The organism is Rhodococcus sp. 15-649-2-2, assembly GCF_002258645.1.
Classification (GTDB): Bacteria; Actinomycetota; Actinomycetes; order Mycobacteriales; family Mycobacteriaceae; genus Rhodococcoides.
In genome coordinates this window covers 50,509-72,817 of record NZ_NPFM01000015.1, presented here as the reverse complement: position 1 = coordinate 72,817, position 22,309 = coordinate 50,509, and the positions used below count along the sequence as shown (strand labels likewise).

The 22,309-nt window shown below is 64.6% G+C and carries 21 protein-coding genes; 11 read left to right on the top strand and 10 right to left on the bottom strand.

Translation table 11 applies throughout. The annotated features are described in order from the left end of the window. Nucleotides 1–4 precede the first annotated feature (4 nt). From ggt to CH305_RS07600, 3 genes are all read right to left on the bottom strand, one after another. The gene (ggt, locus tag CH305_RS07610) at nt 5–1,927 is read right to left on the bottom strand and encodes a gamma-glutamyltransferase (RefSeq protein WP_094703318.1); all 1,923 of its coding nucleotides are present in this window, start codon (nt 1,925–1,927) and stop codon (nt 5–7) included. A gap of 36 nt (nt 1,928–1,963) precedes the next feature. Beyond that, nucleotides 1,964–4,186, bottom strand: a complete 2,223-nt coding sequence (locus CH305_RS07605) for a bifunctional diguanylate cyclase/phosphodiesterase (protein ID WP_032402274.1) — start codon at nt 4,184–4,186, stop codon at nt 1,964–1,966. 123 nt (nt 4,187–4,309) lie between these two features. Continuing rightward, nucleotides 4,310–5,287, bottom strand: a complete 978-nt coding sequence (locus CH305_RS07600; protein ID WP_094703305.1) for an NAD(P)/FAD-dependent oxidoreductase — start codon at nt 5,285–5,287, stop codon at nt 4,310–4,312. 240 nt (nt 5,288–5,527) lie between these two features. On the opposite strand from CH305_RS07600, the gene CH305_RS07595 reads away from it, so the two are divergent. Continuing rightward, complete coding sequence (locus CH305_RS07595) at nt 5,528–5,770, top strand: hypothetical protein (RefSeq protein WP_094703304.1); 243 nt, start codon at nt 5,528–5,530, stop codon at nt 5,768–5,770. Here the strand turns inward: CH305_RS07595 and CH305_RS29000 are convergent. Then, the gene (locus CH305_RS29000) at nt 5,767–5,925 is read right to left on the bottom strand and encodes a hypothetical protein (protein ID WP_165430168.1); all 159 of its coding nucleotides are present in this window, start codon (nt 5,923–5,925) and stop codon (nt 5,767–5,769) included. The genes CH305_RS07595 and CH305_RS29000 overlap by 4 nt on opposite strands. Nucleotides 5,926–6,178: 253 nt before the next feature. Between CH305_RS29000 and CH305_RS07585 the strand changes: the two genes are divergently transcribed. Both CH305_RS07585 and CH305_RS07580 read left to right on the top strand, forming a co-directional pair. Further along, complete coding sequence (locus CH305_RS07585) at nt 6,179–7,054, top strand: SGNH/GDSL hydrolase family protein (protein WP_256983600.1); 876 nt, start codon at nt 6,179–6,181, stop codon at nt 7,052–7,054. A 61-nt stretch (nt 7,055–7,115) separates the two neighbouring features. Then, nucleotides 7,116–7,757 (top strand): LysE family translocator, encoded by a 642-nt coding sequence (locus CH305_RS07580; protein ID WP_094703317.1) that lies wholly within the window; start codon nt 7,116–7,118, stop codon nt 7,755–7,757. Here the strand turns inward: CH305_RS07580 and atzF are convergent. Genes atzF through CH305_RS07555 form a run of 5 tightly spaced genes read right to left on the bottom strand, consistent with a single transcriptional unit; the run spans nt 7,682 to nt 14,424 of the window. Then, on the bottom strand, nt 7,682–9,442 hold the full coding sequence (gene atzF / locus CH305_RS07575) for an allophanate hydrolase (RefSeq protein WP_256983599.1): 1,761 nt from the start codon (nt 9,440–9,442) through the stop codon (nt 7,682–7,684). The two genes, CH305_RS07580 and atzF, sit on opposite strands and share 76 nt — an antisense overlap. After that, nucleotides 9,432–11,459: a 5-oxoprolinase/urea amidolyase family protein gene (locus CH305_RS07570; protein ID WP_094703302.1), complete on the bottom strand. Its 2,028-nt coding sequence runs from the start codon at nt 11,457–11,459 to the stop codon at nt 9,432–9,434. The genes atzF and CH305_RS07570 overlap by 11 nt, the downstream gene beginning before the upstream one ends. Further along, nucleotides 11,456–12,094 carry an urea amidolyase associated protein UAAP2 gene (locus CH305_RS07565; RefSeq protein WP_094608834.1) on the bottom strand — a complete coding sequence of 213 codons (639 nt, stop codon included), beginning with the start codon at nt 12,092–12,094 and terminating at the stop codon, nt 11,456–11,458. The genes CH305_RS07570 and CH305_RS07565 overlap by 4 nt, the downstream gene beginning before the upstream one ends. Then, entirely contained in the window at nt 12,091–12,873 is a 783-nt protein-coding gene (locus CH305_RS07560) for an urea amidolyase associated protein UAAP1 (RefSeq protein WP_094608833.1), read from the bottom strand. The genes CH305_RS07565 and CH305_RS07560 overlap by 4 nt, the downstream gene beginning before the upstream one ends. 3 nt (nt 12,874–12,876) lie before the next feature. Continuing rightward, nucleotides 12,877–14,424, bottom strand: a complete 1,548-nt coding sequence (locus CH305_RS07555) for an amino acid permease (RefSeq protein WP_094608832.1) — start codon at nt 14,422–14,424, stop codon at nt 12,877–12,879. Nucleotides 14,425–14,611: 187 nt separating this feature from the next. Here CH305_RS07555 and CH305_RS07550 point away from each other — a divergent pair, with 187 nt between their 5' ends. From CH305_RS07550 to CH305_RS07515, 8 genes are all read left to right on the top strand, one after another. Then, nucleotides 14,612–15,313: a TetR/AcrR family transcriptional regulator gene (locus tag CH305_RS07550; RefSeq protein WP_037151922.1), complete on the top strand. Its 702-nt coding sequence runs from the start codon at nt 14,612–14,614 to the stop codon at nt 15,311–15,313. Beyond that, entirely contained in the window at nt 15,310–15,975 is a 666-nt protein-coding gene (locus CH305_RS07545; RefSeq protein ID WP_094703301.1) for an SDR family NAD(P)-dependent oxidoreductase, read from the top strand. Before CH305_RS07550 ends, CH305_RS07545 begins: the two co-directional genes overlap by 4 nt. 10 nt (nt 15,976–15,985) lie before the next feature. Beyond that, nucleotides 15,986–16,426: a cupin domain-containing protein gene (locus tag CH305_RS07540; RefSeq protein WP_094608831.1), complete on the top strand. Its 441-nt coding sequence runs from the start codon at nt 15,986–15,988 to the stop codon at nt 16,424–16,426. Continuing rightward, the gene (locus CH305_RS07535; RefSeq protein WP_094703300.1) at nt 16,419–17,279 is read left to right on the top strand and encodes a spermidine synthase; all 861 of its coding nucleotides are present in this window, start codon (nt 16,419–16,421) and stop codon (nt 17,277–17,279) included. Before CH305_RS07540 ends, CH305_RS07535 begins: the two co-directional genes overlap by 8 nt. Before the next feature lie 159 nt (nt 17,280–17,438). Next, complete coding sequence (gene vanA / locus CH305_RS07530; RefSeq protein WP_256983603.1) at nt 17,439–18,533, top strand: D-alanine--(R)-lactate ligase; 1,095 nt, start codon at nt 17,439–17,441, stop codon at nt 18,531–18,533. Between the two features lie 547 nt (nt 18,534–19,080). Then, entirely contained in the window at nt 19,081–19,254 is a 174-nt protein-coding gene (locus CH305_RS28995; protein WP_179278222.1) for a hypothetical protein, read from the top strand. 101 nt (nt 19,255–19,355) lie between these two features. Continuing rightward, nucleotides 19,356–20,051 carry a response regulator transcription factor gene (locus CH305_RS07520; RefSeq protein ID WP_094703298.1) on the top strand — a complete coding sequence of 232 codons (696 nt, stop codon included), beginning with the start codon at nt 19,356–19,358 and terminating at the stop codon, nt 20,049–20,051. Further along, nucleotides 20,044–21,141: a HAMP domain-containing sensor histidine kinase gene (locus tag CH305_RS07515; protein WP_094703297.1), complete on the top strand. Its 1,098-nt coding sequence runs from the start codon at nt 20,044–20,046 to the stop codon at nt 21,139–21,141. The genes CH305_RS07520 and CH305_RS07515 overlap by 8 nt, the downstream gene beginning before the upstream one ends. 27 nt (nt 21,142–21,168) lie before the next feature. Here the strand turns inward: CH305_RS07515 and CH305_RS07510 are convergent, their stop codons facing one another. After that, nucleotides 21,169–22,275, bottom strand: coding sequence for a glycosyltransferase (locus CH305_RS07510; protein ID WP_094703296.1), 1,107 nt, complete (start codon nt 22,273–22,275; stop codon nt 21,169–21,171). Between the last annotated feature and the right edge of the window lie 34 nt (nt 22,276–22,309).

Genomic DNA, 22,309 nt, shown 5'->3' with positions numbered 1-22,309 from the left:
GCACCTATCCGCCCAGTACCTCACCCTCGCGGCGGGGGTCTGCTCCCCCGATCCAGCCGCCGTCGGTGCGCTGCAGGGCGCTCAGTCCGCTGGACTGGTCTGCGACCGAAACCTGATGGCCCATCTCGCGCAATTTCACGACCACGGGATCGTTCTCACCCGTCACGTTCGGATGCTCACCGCCGTAGTTGGTGGACGGGGTGTTGGCCGCACCGAAGTCGACCATGGATACCGCCTGCTGTGGGTCCATGCCCCAATCGAGCAGTCCCACCAACGTTTTGACGACGAACTGAATGATCACCGATCCGCCGGGAGATCCGGCGACGAGAACGAGATCTCCGCGCGCGCCGTCGTCGCCGCGGTCGAATACCAACGTCGGGGCCATCGAGCTTCGCGGACGCTTACCCGGCTCGACACGGTTGGCCATGGGAGTTCCGTCCTCGGCCACGGGAGCCGCGGAGAAGTCGGTGAGCTGATTGTTGAGCAGAAAGCCGTCGACCATGTGGAACGAACCGAATGCCGACTCGACGGTCGTCGTCATCGAGGCTGCGTTGCCCTCGCTGTCGACGATGGAGATGTGGCTGGTGCCGTGCTCGGGGTCGGTGGACGAAGCGAACTGAACCGGGCCGAAGTCGCCGGGCTGCGCGGTACCCATCGACTTGGACTCGTCGATGAGTCCCGCTCTGCTGCTGAGATATTTGGGGTCGAGCAAGGCGTCGGGGGATCCGCCGGGCAGGGGTACGAAGTCCGGATCGGCCACGTACTTGTCGCGATCGGCGTAGGCCAGTCGCTCGGCCTCGGAGATCAGGTGCACGGCCTCGGCCGTCGGGGTACCGCCGTTGGCGTCCATTCCCGTCGGCGCGTACTGCGCCAGATCGAAGTTGGACAGAATGCCCATCGTCGACGCCACTGCGATGCCGCCCGACGACGGTCCCGGCATGCCGCAGATGTCGTGGTCGCGGTACTCGGTGCATACGGCCGTGCGGGTTTTGGGTTCGTATCCGGCGAGGTCGTCGAGTGTGATCTGCCCGGGGGTGCGGCCCGCGGTGGTATCGGCCGTCGCGTCGACGATGGCCTGGGCGATGTCGCCGGTGTAGAAGGCGTCGGCACCGTCGGTTGCGATGGCAGACAGCGTCTTCGACATCGCCGGGTTGTTCAGAACCGTCCCGGCGGGCTTTCCGGTGCCGTCCGGCTGCAGGAAGTAGGCCTTGGATGCGGGGTCGAGGGCGAGCTTCGGTGCCGAGTCGGCGATGGACGAGGCCATGCGCGGGCTGATCTCGATTCCGTTGTCGGCGAGACCGATTGCAGGCTGGAAGAGATCCCCCCACGGCTTGTCGCCGTGATCGTCGTGGGCTTGCTCGAGCATCCGCAGGACGCCCGGTACGCCGATCGATCGGCCACTGGACCGTGCATCGGGTTGTGGCACAGTGCGGTTCACATCGTCGATGTATCGCAGGTAGTCGCCGGTGGCGCTCATCGGAGCGGTCTCGCGGCCGTCGTAGCTCTGCACCTCGCCGGACGCCGCGTCGTAGTACATCAGGAATGCACCGCCGCCGATTCCGGACGACTGCGGTTCGACGAGGCCGAGCACCGTCTGCGCGACGATCAGTGCGTCGGCCGCGGTGCCGCCGTCACGCAGCACCTCGCAGGCTGCTTCGGTCGACACCGGGTTTGCCGTCGAGACCGAGTACGAGGCTGTCTCCACCGGTGCCATGTTCGATCGATATCCGGTCGCGACTTCCGGATTGGTGGAGATGTCGCCCGAGCTCGCGCTTGGTGTCGCTCCTACCGGGGTGCCGCCGCTGGCACCGAGAACGCAACTGTTCTCGGCAGCGGAGTCGGTGCCGGTGCTGTCACTGCTGTTGCACGCGGCGAGCGGTACCAGCAGGAGAGCACAGGCAAGAGCGGTCGAGCGGAGTGGGCGCATTCCGGTTGCAGACACCGCCCGACGCTAACACCGTGATCACCGTCGCTGCGCCGATTCGAGCAGCCAGTGTGCGATGGGTGCAGGCCTGCCGAACAGGAAACCCTGCGCGAAGCCGCATTCGAGCGACTCGATGATCGAGGCCTGCGCCTCGGTCTCGACGCCCTCGGCCACCGTTCTCACCGGCAGGGCCGACGCCATGGCGACGATCGCGCGAATCAGTTGAGTATCGGATTCGGAGTGCCCGATCTCGTGCACGAAGGACTTGTCTATCTTGAGCAGTGCGATCGGCATCGCGCGCAACCTGTTCAACGAGGAGTAGCCGATTCCGAAGTCGTCGAGCACGATGAGAACACCCATGGCAGCGAGCCGATCGAGAAGGCTCTTCGCCGTGCCGATGTCGTCGATCAGAACGCTTTCGGTGATCTCCAGCGCCAGATCCGCTCCGCTGAGGCCGTACTCGTCGAGCAGTCCTCTCACGATGGTCGGCAGCGAGTCGTCCCGTAGTTGCATCGGGGACACGTTCACCGACATCGTGACGTCCTGACCGTGCGCGCGCAGCGTCACCAGATCCGAGAGTGCGGACCGCAGCACCCATTCTCCGATCTCCTTGATCAGGCCCGTCGATTCGGCAATCGGAATGAATTCGTTGGGGGTACTCACCCGGCCTTCCCTGTTCCAGCGGAGGAGCGCCTCGTAGACGACGGTAGTGCGCGAGGCGGTGTCGACGATCGGCTGGTAGTACACCTCGAGCTCGCCGCGTCTGATCGCGCCGCGCAGCGCGGTTGTGGTCTCCATTGCGGAAGTGGCACGTGCGCGCAAGGATTCGTCGAAGAACGCGTAGCGCGCCGCGCCGAGGGATTTGGCGTGATACATCGCGGTATCGGCCTCGCGGATGGCGTCGTGCAGTCGATCTGCATCGGCGATGCCGACCGATGCCGTGACGTAGGCCATCGCAGCGCTGAGCGGGAACGGCTCGTTCATTCGGTCGATGATGCGACGGGCCAACGCTTCTGCGCCGAGACGATCGCACCGGGACAGGATGACGAATTCGTCGCCCGCGTATCTGACGACGGAGTCGCCGGCACCGACGGCGGCGCGGATACGCCGCGCCGCGGCGACGATCAGTTCGTCACCGACGCGGTGGCCGTACGAGTCGTTGACGATCTTGAAGTTGTCGAGGTCGACGAACAGGACGCAGGTGCGTCCAGGAGCCTGCGAGCGCTCGTGTCGGGCGTATTCCTCGTCCAGCATCGTGCGGTTCGGCAGGCCGGTCAACAGGTCGTGAGCCGCGAGATACTTGGCGTGCTCCTTGCCGAACTGAACTCTGGTGAGTGCGCGTTCGCCGCGCAGAAAGGCACCGACCAGGATCGAGGCCAGCAGCAGCGAACGCACGACCAGGTCTCCGGTGGAGACCGCCGAACCCAGTAGGGGCACGGTGGCGCACACGACCAGCAGCATTACCACGAACACGACCCGGCGGTTGCTGTGCGCGGGTGCCGGATCCTGCCGCTGAGAGACGGTGCGCATCGACGGATCGAGTGCTGCCATCGCCAGGGAGAGGTACGCGAAGAGGTAGATACCGTCGAGCAACCCCGAGGACGGCGCGTCGGCAGTCGTGGCAGCGAATGCGTACGAAACGTCTCCGACGAGCGTCGCAATCAGCGCGATCAGCGCCCACTGCAACGCCGCTGTGCGGGGTTTGGACGAGTACAACAGGTAGGTGGTCAGCGTGATCAGCGCTGCGTCGATCGCTGGGTACACGCCGTTCACCACAGTCGATGCCGACGAGTGCGAGGATTCGAGGGCCGGTGAGATGAACAGCAACCACGACAGAAACAGGGTGCCGAGGAAGATCAGGCCCGCGTCGACCAGTGGTGTTATGTCGTCGATCGACTGGCGATCTCGGATCCACCGCGACAGTGCGTATCCGACGAGTACGTACCCGGTGAGGGTGAACAGGTCGGGTAGCAACGTGAAGGAATGGGTCAGCGTGCTGGGATCGCTACGGAGCGAGACGCCGAACATGAACAGTACCGAGGCCCCGAACAGTGCCCACCAGCATCGAGAGTCGTCGGGACGGTATCGGCGAATGGCGGCGCTGATGGCAAGCACCGAGCCGACGGCGACTGTGGCCAGGACGCCGGCCCGCACATCGGCGTCGCCGAGAACGAAGAAAGTGGTGGCTACGACGACCACGGCGGCCAGTCCTGCTGTTCGTTTGGATTGGACGGCAAAGGGCGCAGCGACCTTCGTATTCATCGAAGGACCTCTTCCTTCTCGCTCGCGGCCTGCACACCGCTTCTTTCTCGACGCCTCCATCGGTGAATATACGTCTTCGGTCAGTGGATTCGGTGACAGATCTCTCCTAAGGAGGCACAGCTGTCAGGTCGCCACCGCGGACGTGCTCCGCTGGACTGCGATGCGGACGTCCTCTTCGATCAGGTCACCGTTGATCGCAGCACCGGCTCGCACTCCGGCAGCCGAGGCAGCGACCACCGTGTCCATCGGCGCGGCGACGTTACCCGCCACCCAGACACCGGGCACAGAGGTGGCGCCGACGGGGTCGGCCTCGATGTAGGTGCCGAGAACGTGGTCGTTCATCACCATCTCGGTGGTGCCGATTCCGAGCGAGACCAGGATGTCGGCGCGAGAGGTGAAGTTGGGTCCCACGACCAACGCGTCGAGTCGGACCTGCCGCCCGTCCGCCAGCGTGACGCCCACGATCGCGTCGTCGGCGACGTCCACCCGAGCGATCTCCTCGTCCACCACCTCGATGCCGCGGGCGGCCAGACGGGCCTGATCCTCGTCGGTGAGTTCCGGTGCCAGGTGTGCGAACACCGTGACGTGTTCGGTGAGCTGACGCCACATCTGCGCCTGATGTCCGACGAGTGGGCTACCGATGATTCCGATTCTGTGGTCGCGGACTTCCCAGCCGTGGCAGTACGGGCAGTGCAGTACATCGCGGCCCCACCGCTCGGCAAGGCCTGGAATGTTCGGGAGAACATCGGTGAGGCCGGTGGTGACCAACAGGCGGCGGCCACGCACGACGGAGCCGTCGGCAAGTGTGACCTCGAACCCGGATTCGGTGCGGATTGCCGACCGGACGGTGGCCTCGATGATGTGGACCCCGTAGCGACGTGCCTCGTCGCGGCCGAGCCGGACCAGTTCGAGCGGCGACTCGCCGTCACGGGTGAGGTAGTTGTGCGAATGTGCTGCAGGCGCATTGCGGGGGTCGCCGGCGTCGACGACCACGACCGAGCGTCGGGACCGGCCGAGGGCCACGGCAGCGCTGAGACCGGCAACGCCGCCGCCGACGATGATCGCGTCGACCAGGGTGTGGTGAACAGTGTCTGATGTCATGCCCGGAAGTCTGCGGCCAACTGCAATACATTGGCAAGAATAATTGCCAATCCAGCAACATATTCAAGAGGAGAATACCGCTAGGCGTGATTGGGTCGGCCTAACCGGGGAATGGAGTGGTTTCGACCCGGAATGGCCATCCACCGCACTGCCGCTACTGCCGGTAAGCGCGGATGCACCGCTTGAACAGGCAGTTCGCTCGAGGTCTACTGGTCGGTAAGAATCGAGCCGGGGGGGCGTATGGGGCATTTCGAGATCGGCGAGACCGTTGTCGCGGTCCGAAATCTGGGACGCGTGCGGTGGCGCAGCGGTATCCCCAAGGGAACCGTCGGAATCGTCGTCGGCGTGGATTGGCTCGGTGACGCCCGGGTGAACTTCACCGTCGACGGATCGAAGCGTGCCCGAGGCGAAACGGTGGAACACATCGTCGCCGACGGCGACGTCCGCACGTTGCGGGCCGCTCCCCGCCGGCTGACCGGCTAGTTGCTGTCGGTGCGCTCGTCCGAGGTCGCGGGGCCGGTTTCGATTGCGCCGCCTTCGCTCGACCAATCGTTGTCTTCCGCCGCCGCGGCCGGGTCTGACGTGACGTCCTTCTCGGCGTCGGGGGCAGAGTTCTCATCGTGCTTGGGATCAGTCATGGGTGCCGTGTACCCGTGCGGTGCCGGACGAACCGTCGGCACCGCACGGGTGCTCGATCGGCCGCTCTCTACAGGCCGAAAGGCAGAGTGCCCGGTGCCAGCTCGAAGCCGCTGCTGCCTGCGGAGATGGAGCCGAAGCCGCCGAGGATCGCGTTGATGAAATTGGTGATCATGAAATGTTCCTGCCTTCGTTGTGTAGATGTTTCGTGCGGACAACCCGGTCGAGGCTACCGGCAGCGGTAGCGTCGAGGCTGTGAGAATCCAGGGAATCCTCAGCGGTGTTGCTGCGGCCGCCTGTGCGCTCACGGCATGCACGACGGGATCTCCCGCGCCGACTGCGAGCTCTTCCGCCTCGCTCGACTACGTGGCCCTCGGGGATTCGGCCGCGTCGGGCCCGCGCATTCCCAACCAGGTCGGCGCGCCGGGATGCCAGCAATCCGACTCCAACTACCCGCACGTTCTCGCGGAAGAGCTCGCTGTCGCTTCGTTCGTCGACGTGACGTGCTCGGGTGCGATCACCGAGAACATCGTCTCCACTCCGCAGGCCACGTCCAGCGGTGACGTTCCGGTGCAGCTCGATGCTCTGTCTGCAGACACCGATCTCGTGACGATCACGATCGGCGGAAACGACATCGGACTGGTGTCGACGGCCGTCGGCTGCCTGACCTTCACGGCGTCGTCGGCGACCAACGTCTGCAAGGACCGGCTCACTGCGGGCGGCGTCGACACCGTCGCCGCAGCCATCGCGGAGAAGGCACCGAACTGGGGAGCCATGCTCGACGCGGTGACCGAACGTGCGCCCGACGCGCGGATCCTGGTCGTCGGTTACGGCACGTATCTGCCGGACGGTGGCTGCTTCCCCACTCAGCCGATGCTGCCCGAGGACGCCGACTACATCCAGGGCAGCATCACCGCGATGAACGAGGCCCTGAAGACTCAGGCCGACGAACACGGTGCCGAGTTCGTCGACACCGAGGCGCTGAGTGTGGGCCACGACGTCTGCGTCGCTCCCGATCAGCGGTACTTCGAGGGAGTCATCCCACAGAATCCCGCTGCGCCACTGCACCCGACGGCTGCCGGAATGGCGGGGATAGGTGACGCGGTCGCGGAGGCCGTGCGCGCCGGGTAGGTAACCACGACATGGCAACTGGCCATGGAGCGGTCGGCCTCGGTCGCCCATGCTCGACACCATGGTCTCGTATTCCGCTGTGATCGGGGTGTTCGCGGTGGCCCTGGCGTTGGTTCTGACGCCGGGGCCCAACATGATCTACCTCGTCTCGAGAAGCATCTCGCAAGGCAGGCGGGCGGGAATGGTGTCGCTCGCAGGTGTGGCCGTCGGCTTCCTCGTCTATCTGACGGCCACCAATCTCGGCCTGGCAGCGGTGTTCACGGCCGTGCCCGCGTTGTACACAGTGGTCAAGCTGGCGGGTGCCGCCTACCTCGCCTGGTTGGCGGTGCAGGCTCTGCGCGGGAGCGTCTCGGCATTCGAACCGACCGAGCTGCAACAGGATTCGACCCAGCGGCTGTTCACCATGGGTCTGGTGACCAACCTGCTGAATCCGAAGATCGCGATCATGTACATCTCGGTCATTCCGCAGTTCGTCGATCCCGCGGCCGGTCACCTTCTGCTGCAGGGCTTCACGCTCGGCGGCGTGCAGATCGCCGTCGCGGTGGCGGTCAACCTGGCGATCGTGGTGCTGGCCGGATCGATCGCCCGATTCCTCGCCGTCCGGCCCACCTGGCTGAAGATGCAGCGTTATCTCATGGGTACGGTGCTCGGACTGCTCGCTGTGCGCGTGGCGACCGACGGGGGCAAACCGGTCCCGGCTTGAGCCATGTATGCGCGCCACCCGCCGAATTCGGTTATGTCGGTTCCTTTCTCGGCCGCATCGTGTGCGCAGCAGAACCCGGTGACCCAGCGCCCGTCCGACAACTCGACCGGCCCCAGCCCCATCGGCGCGGGCAACCCCGCCAGGAAGGTGCCGAGCGCAGCAGCGGACATGCGATAGAGCTCGCCGGAAATGGGTGCGCCTTCGGCTTCTCTCCGCACCAGCCCGGGCTTGGGTGGGGTGGTGTGCAGATCCACGAGTCGATAGTCCGCAGATGTGGTCACCTCCCCGCTGAACCGTGCGCCGCGTTCGGTCAATTGGTGGTGCACCGGAAAACCACGCAGGTGCGCTCCTACGGCCAACACCTCGATACCGTCGTCGATCAGCGACGGAGAAGCAATGCCAACCAGTCGAGCGGCGAGGTCGATCGCGATCTGATCCTCGAACGCGGGGACGACGAACATGACTCCGAACGGACTGCCGTCCGACGCCGGGGTGCCGGGAACCGCCACCGCTGCCATGTCGAGCAGATTGCAGAAGTTGGTGAACGTACCGAGGCGACGATTGATGCCGATCGGATCCGATTGCACCGCAGTGATAGTCGGGTGTTCGGTGGTGGTGGGCAGCAGTAGACCGTCGAACCCGTTCAGCAGTGCGCGGGCCGCAGTCTCGGCTTCGGCGAGAGCGGCGAGATCGTCCACGTACCGGTGGGCGGACGGCTCCGCCGCCGATCCGACGATCGCGGCCACGGTGGGATCGGCCCCGGCGGGCGCGGTGTCGAGGAACTTCCCGACGGCCGAGTACCGCTGCGCCACAATGGCTCCGTCGTAGAGCAGCTTTGCCGCGTCGAGCAACCCCGAGATATCGACTTCGACGTGGGTGAAGCCCTTCTCGGCCAGGCCTGCGACCGTCTCTTCGAATGCCCGACGGTACGCCGGGCTCAACGATGCCAAGTCTTCACCTCGCGGAACGGCAACGCGGGGCTTCGGCGATGCGGCCAGTCGAACGTCGGCGGGCCAGGCCCGGCTGCGTGGATCGGTAGCGGTAGGCCCGGTCATCACTTTCATTGCCGCCGTGGCACTGTCGAGATCGTGAGCCAGCACGGTGACGCAGTCGTAGTCGGCACAGGCGGGCACCACGCCGGTATTGGGCACGATTCCCAATGAGGCCTTGATTCCCACCAAGCCGTGGAACGCGGCGGGTACTCGTCCCGAACCGGCTGTGTCGGTGCCGATTCCGATGTCCGCGATGCCCAGTGCCACCGCAGCAGCGGAGCCGGAGCTGGATCCGCCCGAGACCAGCGTGGGGTCCCAGGCGCAGCGCACTGCCCCGTAGGGGCTACGAGTGCCGACCAGTCCGGTGGCGAACTGATCCAGGTTGGTCTTGCCCAGCACCAGTGCGCCCTGGCTCGTCAGGCGCTCGATGGCAGTGGCGGATTCTGTCGGCGCATAGGCGAATTCGGGGCAGGCGGCAGTAGTGGGCAGGCCTGCCACGTCGATGTTGTCCTTGACCGCAACCAGCACGCCGGCGAGCGGCAGATCTGCGCCTGCCTCCAGGGCATGTTCGAGAGCCGTGGCCTCGGCCAGCACGTCGTTCTCGTCGCGCAGGGTGATCCACACCTCGGGGCGGTCCACCTCGGCAATACGTTTGTACGCCAGTAGAACTCGCTCTCGTACCTCAGGCCGCATCGGTTCTGCCCTTCGTCGTATCGAATTCTCCGGCTGCCGACCACGCGTCTCGCTCGGCTCCGAAGGCCACGGCCTGCGACGCGCGGAACTCGTCGATGGACTCGGCGTTGGTCTCGAGGAAGTTCTGATGCTCGGCGAGGGAGAATTCACCGTCGGTGATCTCCACTCCACCCCCGCGGCCGGCCGCCAGATCGGCGCGCAGATCCATCAGCTCCTCGGGTTCCACCGAGTACCAGGAGATTCGGTCGAAGAACCGCAACAGCCAGGGGGTTCCTTCCTCGAACGGCCCGCCGCTGTACGCGGCACTGTGGTTCCACACCTGCGTGGTTCGGCCTACGAACTGGTATCCGCCGGGGCCTTCCATGCCGTAGATGCACAGGTACGCTCCGCCGATGCCGACGGCGTTCTCCGGCGTCCACGTGCGCGCCGGGTTGTACTTCGTCGTCACCAGGCGGTGGCGTGGGTCGAGTGGCGTCGCCACCGGAGCGCCCAAGTACACGTCACCGAGTCCGAGCACCATGTAGTCGGCGGCGAACACGGTGTCGAAAACGTCTGCAACGGAATCGAGTCCGTTCATCCGCCTGATGAACTCGATGTTCCAGGGACACCACGGGGCGTCGGCGCGCACACCATGCATGTATCGCTGGATCGCTTCCCTGGTCGACGGGTCGTCCCACGACAGCGGCAGGCGAACCTGGCGGCTGGGCACCACGAGTTCCGAGGCTGCGGGTAGATCGTCCTCGACCTCGGCGAGCAGTCCCATCAGCGAATCGATCGACAGCACATCGGGATTCACCTTCACCTGCAGTGAGCGGATTCCCGGTGTCAGGTCCAGCAGGCCTCGGGGTGCGATGCCCTCGATCCGCTGGTGCAGCGCGTGCACCCGCGCTCGCAGGGTGAGGTCGAGTTTCATGTCGCCGTATTCGACTAGCACGTTGTCGTCGCCCGACCGGCGATAGGTGACGCACGTATCGGCGTCGCGTCGAGCGATGACGCCGTCGTCGCCGTCACCGCCGGCGGAGAAGACTGCGGGCAGTGATGCGCGCCGGGCGAGGCCGAGCGATCCCAACGGTGCGGTGGCCGCAGCCCGGACCGGAACGAATCGGATGGTGTCTCCGGGACGAAGTTGGCCGAGCTTCCAGCGTTCGGCTGCGACAACGGTAACGGGACAGACGAATCCGCCGAGGCTGGGTCCGTCGGGGCCGAGCAGGATCGGGGTGTCACCGGTGAAGTCCAATGCACCGACGCTGTAGGCGTTGTCGTGGATGTTGGACGGGTGCAGTCCGGCCTCGCCGCCATCGGCGCGAGCCCACTGCGGCTTGGGACCGATCAGCCGGACTCCGGTGCGATCGGAATTGAAGTGCACCTCGTAGCGGGTGGCGTAGAGGGTGTCGATGTCGTCTCGGGTGAAGAACTCGGGCGCGCCGTGCGGGCCTTCGGTGACGGCGATGTCCCAGGCGGACGTCAGCACCGGCAGGTGTTCCATCGGGATGGGTCCGAGGACGGCGGAGTTGTCGGAGCGGCCGGCCAGTCCGATGATGTCGCCCTCGCCCAGGATGCCGCCGCGGTGTCCGCCGAACTTGCCGAGAGTGAATGTTGCTGCGCTGCCGAGGTAATCCTCGACGTCCAGGCCGCCCTGGATCAGTACGTACACCCGCAGCCCGTGGCCGGTGGTGGTGCCCACGTCCAGCTTTGCACCGGCGGGGACCAGCACGGGTCGCCACTGCGGTGCCGATTTTCCGTCGATGCGCACCGGCACCGCCGCTCCGGTGACGCAGATGTAGGTATCGGCGTCGAACGTCAATGCCGGCCCGGCCATGGTCGATTCGAGTCCCGGTGCACCCTCGGGGTTGCCGAGCGCGGTGTTGCCGAGGCGGAACGACAGATCGTCCATCGGTCCCGACGGCGGCACGCCCACCTTCCAGTAGCCGACGCGTCCCGGCCAGTCCTGGACCGTGGTGAGCATTCCGGGCCGCTGGACGGTCATCTTGGCCGCTGTCGAATTCACCGCGTTCATGCCCCCGCCGACTCTCGCGTCACGATCATCTGAACCGCCGTGGGGTCGAATCCGTTGCAGGGGTTGTTGATCTGCGGGCAGTTCGAGACCAACACGAGGGTGTCGATCTCGGCACGCAGTGAGAGCTTCTTGCCGGGGGCCGACAAGCCGTCGACGATGCCGAGGGTGCCGTCCGCGTCGACGGGGACGTTCATGAAGAAGTTGATGTTGGGGGCCAGGTCTCGCTTGCCGAGACCCCACTTGGAACCTTCGATGAGGAAGTTCTCGACGCAGGCGTGTTGGTGCTGGGTGTGGTGGCCGTAGCGCAGAGTGTTCGATTCCTTGGAGCACGCTCCGCCGACGGTGTCGTGGTTGCCTACCTCGTCCTCGACGATCGTCATCAACGGCGTCGAATCATCACTGCGCAGAACGGTTCCGGTGGTGAGGAACAAGTTCTGTTGCGCGGTGACCGTCGCGGCGGCGGAGTAACGGAGCGAGTGGTCGTGTGCGCTGTACAGCAGGGTGTCGACGGCCTGATTGCCGTACAGGTCGACGATGGTCAGGACGTCACCGGCCTCGACGATGGCAGACCAGGGACCGAATGCCGGTGCGATTTCGTCTCTGACGATCGTGGTCTCGAGGGTGCTCGCGGTCATTGCGCTGCCTTCCATGCGGTCTCGGTGTTCTGCACTGCACGCTGGTATTCCGGTTCGGTGTTGTCGAGCGAGAGCAGCTCTTCGGGTGCCTTCCAGGCCAGAACGTCGAGTGTCGTTGTGGGGTACTCGAGGCTGGGGTCGAGCGGGTGAGCGGTGTTGGCGAGCAACACGATCACCGGCAGATGGATGAGCAGATCCACCGAGCGTCCCGGGCCGGCCGAGCCTGTGCTGACGAGGCCGCCGTCCGCGGCGACGGTGACACCGTGGAAGAACGACAGGGACGGTGCCACATCCCGCGGTTCGAGTCCGTGCTTGGCTGCGGCGAGGGTGAACAGTTCACGCCCCGATGGGGCCGACGAATGTGGCCCGCTCACTCCGTATTTGGCGGTGTTCGTAGCGGAGGATGTTGTGCCGCACAACGCATCGTGATGGCCGGACGTGTCGTCGACGATGGTCGCCAGCACTCGGCCCTGGTCCGAGAGCAGGGGATGGCCTGCGCTGAGGTACGCCTGCCAGGGAACCTTGACGGTGTCGGCGGTGTTGAGCCGTTCCCACGGCGCGTCGACGCGATAGAGCAGCAGGTTGGCGCAGGCAGCACCATCGACGTCGACGAGACGCAGGCGGGTTCCGCGAGCCAGGACCTTGGTGGTGTAGCTTCCGCCGGGCACCGATTCTGCCCAGGTGAGCTCCGAGATGCCCTCCGGTGCTGTGGGTGCGGGCGCGACCGTCGCCTGGGATCGTGCGTGTTCTTTGGCGGAATACGTTGTTGCGGTGCTCATGGTTCAGGCTCCGATCGTGACGGGCTTGGGGTGTGCTTTGCCGTGGGGAAGGCAGGCGATGCCTACGACGATCACGGCGAGGACGGTCAGTGGTGCGGCCCACCGCAGCAAGGGGAATTCGCCGGTGGGGTCGAAGATCTCGGCCCGCGGCCACGACAGGTTGATCACCATCAGGCCGCCGTAGAGCACTGCGGCGATGTTGACGGGCAGGCCGAGGCGGCCGAGGGTGAAGAGCTTCTCGCCGTCGGCGTCCTTCTGCACTCCGCCGTGCGGCCAGCCCTTGAGTCGCTGGATCAGCAGTGGGACGGTGACCATCATGTAGGCGAGGTAGATCAGCACGATGCACACGCTCGACAGCGTGGTGAAGATCGCGGAGTTGCCGACGTTGACCGCGAGGATTGCCACGCAGGCCACGCCGATGAGCACCGAGGGCGCGATGGGAGTACCAGTGCGCGAGTTGACTTTTGCCAAGGCGGCGGACGCGGGAAGCCGACCGTCGCGGGCCATCGAGAACATAAGCCGCGAGGCCGCGGTCTGGATGGCGAGGGTGCAGATGAACACGGCGATGGCGACGTCGATGAGCAGGACCTTGCCCCACGGGGACGTGAGGATCGAGTCGATGACGTACGGAAGGCCCTGGGTCGCAAGCTGACCGTCGGTGAGGCTCGGTGCCGCCATGAGTGCGCCGACGATCATCAGGCCACCGCCGAGAGCCGATGCCGACAGTGCGAGGCGGATGGTGCGCGGTGCGACGCGTCGGGGATTGCGGGTTTCCTCGGCGAGCTCGCCTGCCGAGCCGAAGCCGACCATGACGTAGGCGGCCATCAGGCCCGAGATGATCCAGGCCCCGATGTAACCGGGATCGGCTCCGGCACTTCCGGTATCGAAGACGACCTGCGGTCCGCGCTCGGCATGGGTGAAGAACACCAGCACCAGCGCGATGACGCCGACGATCTCGCAGGTGACGCCGATGCTGTTGATGCGCGACATCCAGTTCACGCCGATGCAGTTGATGGTGGTGGTGAGTACCAGCAGAATCGATCCGAGCACAACGGCATTGGCAGCTCCGCTCGGCGAGGTGAGCGCGGTGTCTTCACCGATGAACTGGAATCCGCCCCAGACGCTGGGGAGTACGACCTGCAATGCGATGGCGGCGGCGGAAGCGGTGACGATCTGCGCGATGATCATGAACCATCCGGCGAACCACCCGACCAGTTCACCGCCCATGCGGCGTGACCAGTGGTAAATGGCACCCGAGATGGGATAGCGCGCGGCGAGTTCGGCGAAGTTGAGGGCCACCATGAACTGGCCGAGGAACACCAGCGGCCAGGTGAGAAAGAAGGCCGGACCGCCGAAGCTGAAGCCGAGGCCGAAGAGCTGGAAGATGGTGGTGAGGATCGAGACGAACGAGAAACCAGCGGCGAACGACGCGTACTTGCCGAGACTGCGGTGCAGCTGCTGGTCGTAGCCCAGGGCCGCGAGATCCGAATGGTCGGTGGTGGACGTCGGTTCCGAACCCGAGCCCGGGGCCGGCAGTGTTGTCGAGCTCATGTTCTCTCCTACGGGCGAGGTGGGTGGTGAGTGACCGCCCGCTGCATCGCCGAGGCGGGTTTCTGTCAGTTGATAGTTTTCGGCGCCGCCGTTCCCGGGCGGTGACCGTCGTGCAACAAGCTCGTTTCGTCTATTTCGATCAGATGACAGAAATCTCACCGACACGTCGACCTGACAAGATGGGGCCATGACCGGCGCAGGCAGACCGAGATTGAGCACGAAGAAGCGGCCCGGCGACACCGCTCGCGAGGAGATACTCGACGCATCGGCCGAGCTGTTCACCACTCGCGGCTTCACCAACACCTCGACTCGCGTCATTGCCGAGGCCGTCGGATTGCGTCAGGCCTCGCTCTATCACCACTTCGCCACCAAGGACGACATCCTCGACGCACTTCTCAGCGGCACCGTCGACGCGCCGTTGGCCGTTGCGCAGCGAATCCGTGATTCCGGGACCGAGGCCTCGACCCAGATGTACGCGCTCGCCTACTTCGACGCCGGGCAGCTCGCCGCATCGACATGGAATCTGGGCGCGCTCTACCTCCTGCCCGAGCTGCGCAGCGAGCGCTTCGAGACCTTCCGTGACCATCGGTACACGCTGATGAGTCTGTATGCGGCCATCGCGTCGGACACCCTGGTCCAACTCGATTCCGAGCGTCGACCGGGCACAGAAGACCTGCCGTTTCGCCTGGTGGAGACCGTGGTGAACGCGCGTGCAGACCGCGAGAACGGGCGCCGAGACCCGACGGCGGATGCGGCGGGGATCGCCGAGGCCGCCCTGCGGGTGCTCGGCTGGACCGGGGATGTCACGGCGTTGCACGGGAGTGCTGAGGCCCTGCTCGAGGAGGTCGTCGGAATAGTCGAGGATCGTCGGTCCTTGCATTCGACATGACATCGATAGCAATAGTCGGAGCAGGTGCAGGTCTCGGCGCAGCAGTGGCGCGCAAGTTCGGCGCGCAGGGCTTCTCGGTCGGCCTCATCTCCCGCAACCAGTCCCGTGTCGACTCGCTCGCCGATCAGCTGGCGGCCGACGGTGTATCCGCGAAGGGCTTCGCCGCCGATGTGCGCGACCCGGCCTCGATCGCGTCGGCCTTGGAGCAGGTCACCGAAACACTCGGTCCCATCGAGGTGCTGCAGTACAGCCCGCTTCCGCAGAAGGACTTCATGCGGCCCGTACTCGAGACCACCCCGGCCGACATGGTCGGCCCGGTCGAGTTCTCCATCTACGGACCGATCGCTGCCGTCCATCAGGTGCTACCGGGAATGCGATTCCTCGGCGAGAACAAAGGCACGATCCTGTTCGTCAACGGCGGCTCTGCGGTGAAGCCCGGTCGTACGGTCACCGGCACGTCCATCGCGTTCGCAGGCCAGGCGGCGTACGCGCAGCTGCTCAACGAGGAGTTGGCCGAGGAGGGAATCCAGGTGTCGCAGTTGATCATCGGTGGTGCCATCGACGGTAGCGATCCGAAGAAGAGCCCCGAGGCTCTCGCCGAGCAGCTGTGGAGCCTGCATACCGAACGGAACAGGTTCCGGGTTCAGATCTCGGCTGACTAGGCTTGCCGGCATGACATCGCTGCCCGACTGGGCTCAGAGCCTGGACCTTGCACCCCACCCGGAGGGTGGTTGGTTCAAGGAGACCTGGCGCAGCGAGGTCACGATTCCACAGACATCTCTGCCCGACGGTTATCCCGGCCCGCGCGCGGCAGGTACGGCAATCCTGTTCCTGCTGATGCCCGGTCAGCAGTCGGCCTGGCACACCGTTCGCGGCACCGAGATGTGGCTGTACCACCGAGGCAGTCCAGTGCAGCTGGATCTCGGCGGTGCAGGGGACAAGCCAGGTGACGCGACCTCGCTGCTGGTTTCGCCCGAATCTCCGCAGCAGATCGTGCCTCCGTCGGTGTGGCAGCGGGCGCAGCCGGTGGGCGACGAACCGAGCCTGGTGAGCTGCATCGTCACTCCCGGATTCGATTTCGAGGACTTTCGGCTCGAGGACTCCCATGGGTAGGAAGCGGGCGACGGCGTCAACCGGCGCTCTGCAACCCGGTGTGTTCGAGATCGATTCGGGCACCTGTGAATTGGTGCGAGATACCTTCTCGGACGACGGGTGGGTCGTCAACGTCAACGATGTTCCGAGTTCACACATCGACATGAACGACCCCACCGTGCTCGAGTTCGAGTACATGCGGTGGATCTCGGGATTGGTACGTGCGCAATGGGATTCGACCTTCCCGCTGCGCGCGCTGCATCTCGGGGGCGGGGCCTGCACGCTCGCACGCTCGTTCACCGCCGAGTTTCCCGGTGCGCGTCAGGTGGTCGTGGAACTCGACGGGAAGCTTTCGGAGCTTGTTCGTGAATGGTTCGACCTACCGCGGGCACCTCTGCTTCGCATCCGAGTCGGTGAGGCTCGGGCGGTCACCGAGACCTTGAGCGAGAACAGTCGTGACCTGATCGTGCGAGATGTGTTCGCCGGAGCCACAACTCCGGCCCCGCTGCTCACCGCCGAATTCACCACCCATGTCCGACGCGTCCTCGCACCCGGCGGTATGTACGTCGTCAACTGCGGTGACCGCCGGGACCTGTCGCTCGCCAAGCAGGAGGCGTCGACCATCGGAAGTATCTTTCCGCACACGGCAATCGTCGCGGATCCGGCGATGCTCAAGGGCAGGCGCTACGGGAACATCATCATTGCGGGGAGCGACGTTCCGATCGGGGACTCGCCGTCGTTGGCTCGCGAACTACTCGGCGGCGCAGTTCCGGCGCACGTGTGGCTGACCGAGGAGGTCACAGCGTTCGCGCGTGATGCGAAGGTGTTGCGGGATCAGCCTCGATCGACTTCTCCGGAGAGCACCTCGTCCTGATTCGGCGAAAACATTCGTAGTCCTGGACCTGCCGGTGGCGGCAGAAACCTACCGTGGTCCGAAGGCATGAACGACATTTCGTCTGCGTATCGATAATCGCATACGTTTTGGCAACACCCTTCCGTCTTGGATGGCGGTATGACCTACGACGACCGGGGTGTGACCCAAGGAAAACGTGATTGCGCAGCGCCGCGGCAGGCGCAGGCACATCGGACGACGCGGATCAAAGTCGGAATCATTTTCGGAGGGGCTTGTGAAGAACACCCCATTTCCGTCAAGTCGGCGCGAGAGGTCGCAAGTAGCCTCGACGCGGAGAAATACGACCCGTTCTGGATCGGCATCACGACAGGTGGAGATTGGTTGTTGTGCGACGGCCCGGACGAAGGGTGGGAGAGCGGCACTGGTATTCCAACCGTGGTCTCGCCCGATAGGGCTGTTCACGGTCTGCTGGTCATGAAGCACGGGGAGTACGAGACCGTGCGCCTCGATCTCGTCTTTCCCCTGCTGCACGGAAAGCTCGGTGAAGACGGTGCGATCCAGGGCCTGTTGGAACTAGCTGGTATTCCCTATGTCGGTTGCGACATCCAGGGTTCAGCGCTGTGCATGGACAAGTCCTTGGCTTATGTCGTCGCCAAGTCCGCGGAGATCGCCACACCGAACTTCTGGGTTGTCACGGAGAACGAGAACGTCGACTCCAACCAATTTCGCTATCCCGTCTTCGTCAAACCCGCCCGATCGGGCTCATCTTTCGGAGTAAGCAAAGTAGCCAACCAGGCCGAGCTCATCACCGCCATCGACTTGGCCCGAAAGTACGACTCGAAAGTGCTCATCGAGGAGGCCGTCACAGGCAGCGAAATCGGCTGCGCGGTCCTCGGTGAGAGGTCCGGCCTGATAGTGGGCGAGGTGGACCGCGTCGACCTTTCACACGGATTCTTCCGAATTCATCAGGAAGACTCCCCCGAGACCGGTTCGGAGAACTCGACATTCGTCGTTCCTGCGGACATCCCGGACCACTCACGCCGACTCGTTCAAGAAACCGCCGAAAAGATCTACCGCATTCTCGGGTGCACAGGACTGGCGCGAGTGGACATGTTTCTGACCAACGACGGGCAGGTAGTGCTCAACGAGGTCAACACTATGCCGGGCATGACCTCGTACAGCCGCTACCCCAGGATGATGGCGGCCGCCGGGCTCCCGCTGTCGAACGTGATCGACAGACTCATCACCATGGCGTCGCACCGGAAAGAACGATGAACAGCGCCATCGCGAGGGCGGCATCTCCCGGATCAGACAGGAGCGATTGATGCCGATATCGACTCTCCGGTCACGTGATGAGGTTCTGCACTGTGTCTCGCAGTGGGGGGATCTGAAACAGAACGACGAGGTCGTCATGCGACGCACAGGCCCCTCTGGGCTGGAGGTTTTCTTACGGGGTACTGATCCATGGGACCTTCCCGATTGGGCAGCCGATGGATACCGCTCCAGCGACGAGTACCTGTTCTGGTCGCGAAAGGTATGCGGCTTGGCGTGTCTGCAGTCGCTACTCCATGGTTGGACCGACGTTCGGTTGTCAATGGGCGAGCTGCTCGATCAAGCCCTCGAACGGGGGTGCTACCTACTCGAACCGTCTGGGAAAGTTCACGGACTGCTCTACCGGCCGTTCATCGAGTGGGTCGAAGAACAATTCGGATTTGCCTGCCAACTTGTCGAGCGCACACCGATTCGCCAATCTGTTCGACATGTTCGGCCTGGGCAGGTCATGATCGCTTCAGTGTCGCCCGAGATTCGCGACCCTGCCACCATGGCGTCGCACCGGGGAGGGCATCTGGTGCTGATCTACGCGGTGGAGGAGAAGGTTGTGCGCTTCCACAACCCATCGGGCTACTCCTACAGTTCGGATTCGGTATCGCTACCGATAGGGAAATTCGAGCAATTTCACGCACAGCGCGGAATCGTGATCACACGAACGCCGTAGACGTACCATCGCCGCTCGCATAAAATTACTGGACATCGAGGTCGATTCGGCGGCCCGATTACATACGCCGACGATATACGCGAACTCATAGGATCACGGCCATGCGTGTTCTAGTTGTCGAAGACGAGCCGTACATGGCAGAGGCGATCCGTGACGGGCTGCGCTTGGAGGCCATCGCGGCCGATATCGCCGGCGACGGCGACACCGCTTTGGAACTGCTGAGCATCAACACCTACGATATCGCCGTCCTCGACCGCGACATTCCCGGGCCATCCGGCGATGAGATCGCCAAACGCATCGTGGCGTCCGGCAGCGGGTTGCCAATCCTCATGCTCACGGCGGCGGACCGGCTCGACGACAAGGCATCCGGGTTCGAGTTGGGTACCGACGACTATCTCACCAAGCCCTTCGACCTCCGCGAACTCGTTCTCAGACTCAGGGCCCTCGACCGAAGACGTGCCTACAGCAGACCACCCGTGCACGAGATCGCGGGTCTGCGTCTGGATCCGTTCCGCCGCGAGGTGTATCGCGACGGCCGTTACGTCGCTCTCACCAGAAAGCAGTTCGCCGTACTCGAAGTCCTCGTGGCGGCGGGGGGTGGAGTCATCAGCGCCGAAGAACTACTGGAACGAGCGTGGGACGAGAACGCCGACCCGTTCACCAATGCCGTACGAATCACCGTCTCGGCGCTACGTAAACGCCTCAGCGAACCCTGGTTGATCGCCACGGTGCCGGGCGTCGGATATCGCATCGACACCGACGCGGGCTCCACAGTCGAAGAACCAAAGCGTGGATAGGGCAGGTGGGCTGAGCGTCCGACTCAAACTCACGCTGAGCTACGTCGGGTTCCTCATGATGGCGTGCGCGTTGTTACTCGGGGTGGTTTGGGTCTTTCTCTTGCGCTACGTGCCGGATCGCGCGGACCGAACCAGGGCACCCGGCAGCGGCCCCAACCGCTCCGAGCTTCTGAGCGCCTTCGGGCCGAAAGTCGTATGGGCACTGCTGATTCTGCTCGTGTTCGGTGTCGTGGGCGGATGGTTCCTTGCCGGACGCGTGCTTTCTCCGCTCAACCAGATCACGAATGCCACGCGGCTTGCCGCGAGCGGGTCGCTGTCTCACCGAATTCAGTTGGACGGGCGTAGAGACGAGTTCCGCGAACTGGCCGACGCCTTCGACACCATGCTCGCGCGAATCGAATCGCACGACGCCGAGCAACAGAGGTTTGCCGCCAATGCTTCACACGAACTGCGCACGCCCTTGGCGATCACGCAAACACTGCTCGACGTCGCCCGTAGTGATCCAAAGCGCGACACCGGCGAACTGATCGCACTGCTGCACAACGTCAATACTCGAGCGATCAACCTCACCGAGGCACTGCTCGTACTCAGTCGCGCCGACCAACGGTCTTTCGTCCGTGAGAATGTCGACCTGTCCCTCACGGCGGAGGAGGCCATCGAAACACTTCTTCCTCTTGCCGAAGAACGGCAGGTCACTATGGAGGCCTCCGGAGACACTTCCCCTACCTACGGCTCACACGCGCTCCTGCAGCAGGTGACAACAAACCTCGTGCACAACGCGATCGTTCACAATCTGAATGAATGCGGCACTGTGCGGGTAACGACCAGTGCTGAGTCCAAGTCAGCGATGCTCACCGTCGAGAACACCGGCGAGAAGCTCACCGCCCAGGCCGTTTCCACGCTTGTCAAACCGTTTCAACGCGGCAACGAACGCATACGTAGCGATCATGCTGGTGTCGGCCTCGGCCTGGCCATCGTCAAGAGCATTGTCCACGCGCACGACGGCAGTCTGATTCTCGCACCCCGAGCGGACGGAGGACTCCACGTCACAGTCGAGTTACCGCTCGCGCCACCGCACATCGGACGGTGACGCGTGATCGGATCGCCAACCGGCCGTTCAGCTATCGAGACGGCGCGCTGCGATCACGTCGAGGACATGCCTGGCCAGAACGATGTCCGCATCGGGTGTCCCGGCCACTGACGAGTGGACCGACATCGCCGCAATCCGCTCGCGGTCTGTCAGAATCGGGATCAGGTTGGTCTCGATCCACTGTGCGGTCAGATCGGAGTTGTCGACAAGTATCGCCCCGCCGGCAGCAGCAATGTGCTCGGCGTTGCGCCGCTGCTCGCCGCCGCGCAGCGGTAACGGAACGTACACAGCCGGTAGACCGACTGCTGTCAATTCGGCGCACGTCATGGCCCCCGAGCGGCAGATCGCGAGATCGGCTGCGGCATATGCGTACTGCATTTCGTGGACGTAGGACACCACAACATACGGCACCTCGGTGGCGGCGCTGTCCGGCACGTCGACCACGTGCTGCGACCCAGTGATGTGCAACACCTGCACCCCGGCCGCTCGAAGCGGTGCGATCGCGCCGGCCACCGCGGCATTGATTGCCTGGGCGCCCTGCGAACCGCCGGTGGCCAACAGAACCGGCCCGTCCGGGTGCAATCCGAACCGTGCCCGGGCTTCGGTACGCAGTGCGATTCGATCCAGCCCAGCGATAGCCGGTCGCAGCGGGATGCCGATGGCAGAAGCGTGAGCCAACCGGGCACCCGACTCAGCGGTGAACACATGTGTGGTCATCAAGGCTGCGAGCCGGTTGGCCATCCCAGGCCGGGCGTTCGCCTCATGGACGACGATCGGCAGCCCGCACTTGCGAGCAGCGATATATGCCGGTGCGGCCACGTAGCCGCCGAAGCCAACCACGACATCCGCTTTCACGCGGTCGAGCACTGCAACACACGCATTCACCGATTCGCGCAGCCGCCCAGGCATTCGAGCTAGATCCCAGTTCAGCCTGCGCGGCAACGGAACCGGCGGAATCAGCTCGAGAGGATAGCCGCGTACTGGGATCAGAGTGGTGTCCAGCCCCCGGACGGTACCGAGGGAGGTGATTTCGGCGGTAGGTTCCATTCGGCGCAACGCATCGGCAAAGTTCATCGTGGGCTCGATGTGCCCCGCCGAATGACCACCGGCGACGACGATCCGCGGCACCGCCACGTCCCTTACACCGGTTCCGGGTCTCTGCCGGCCT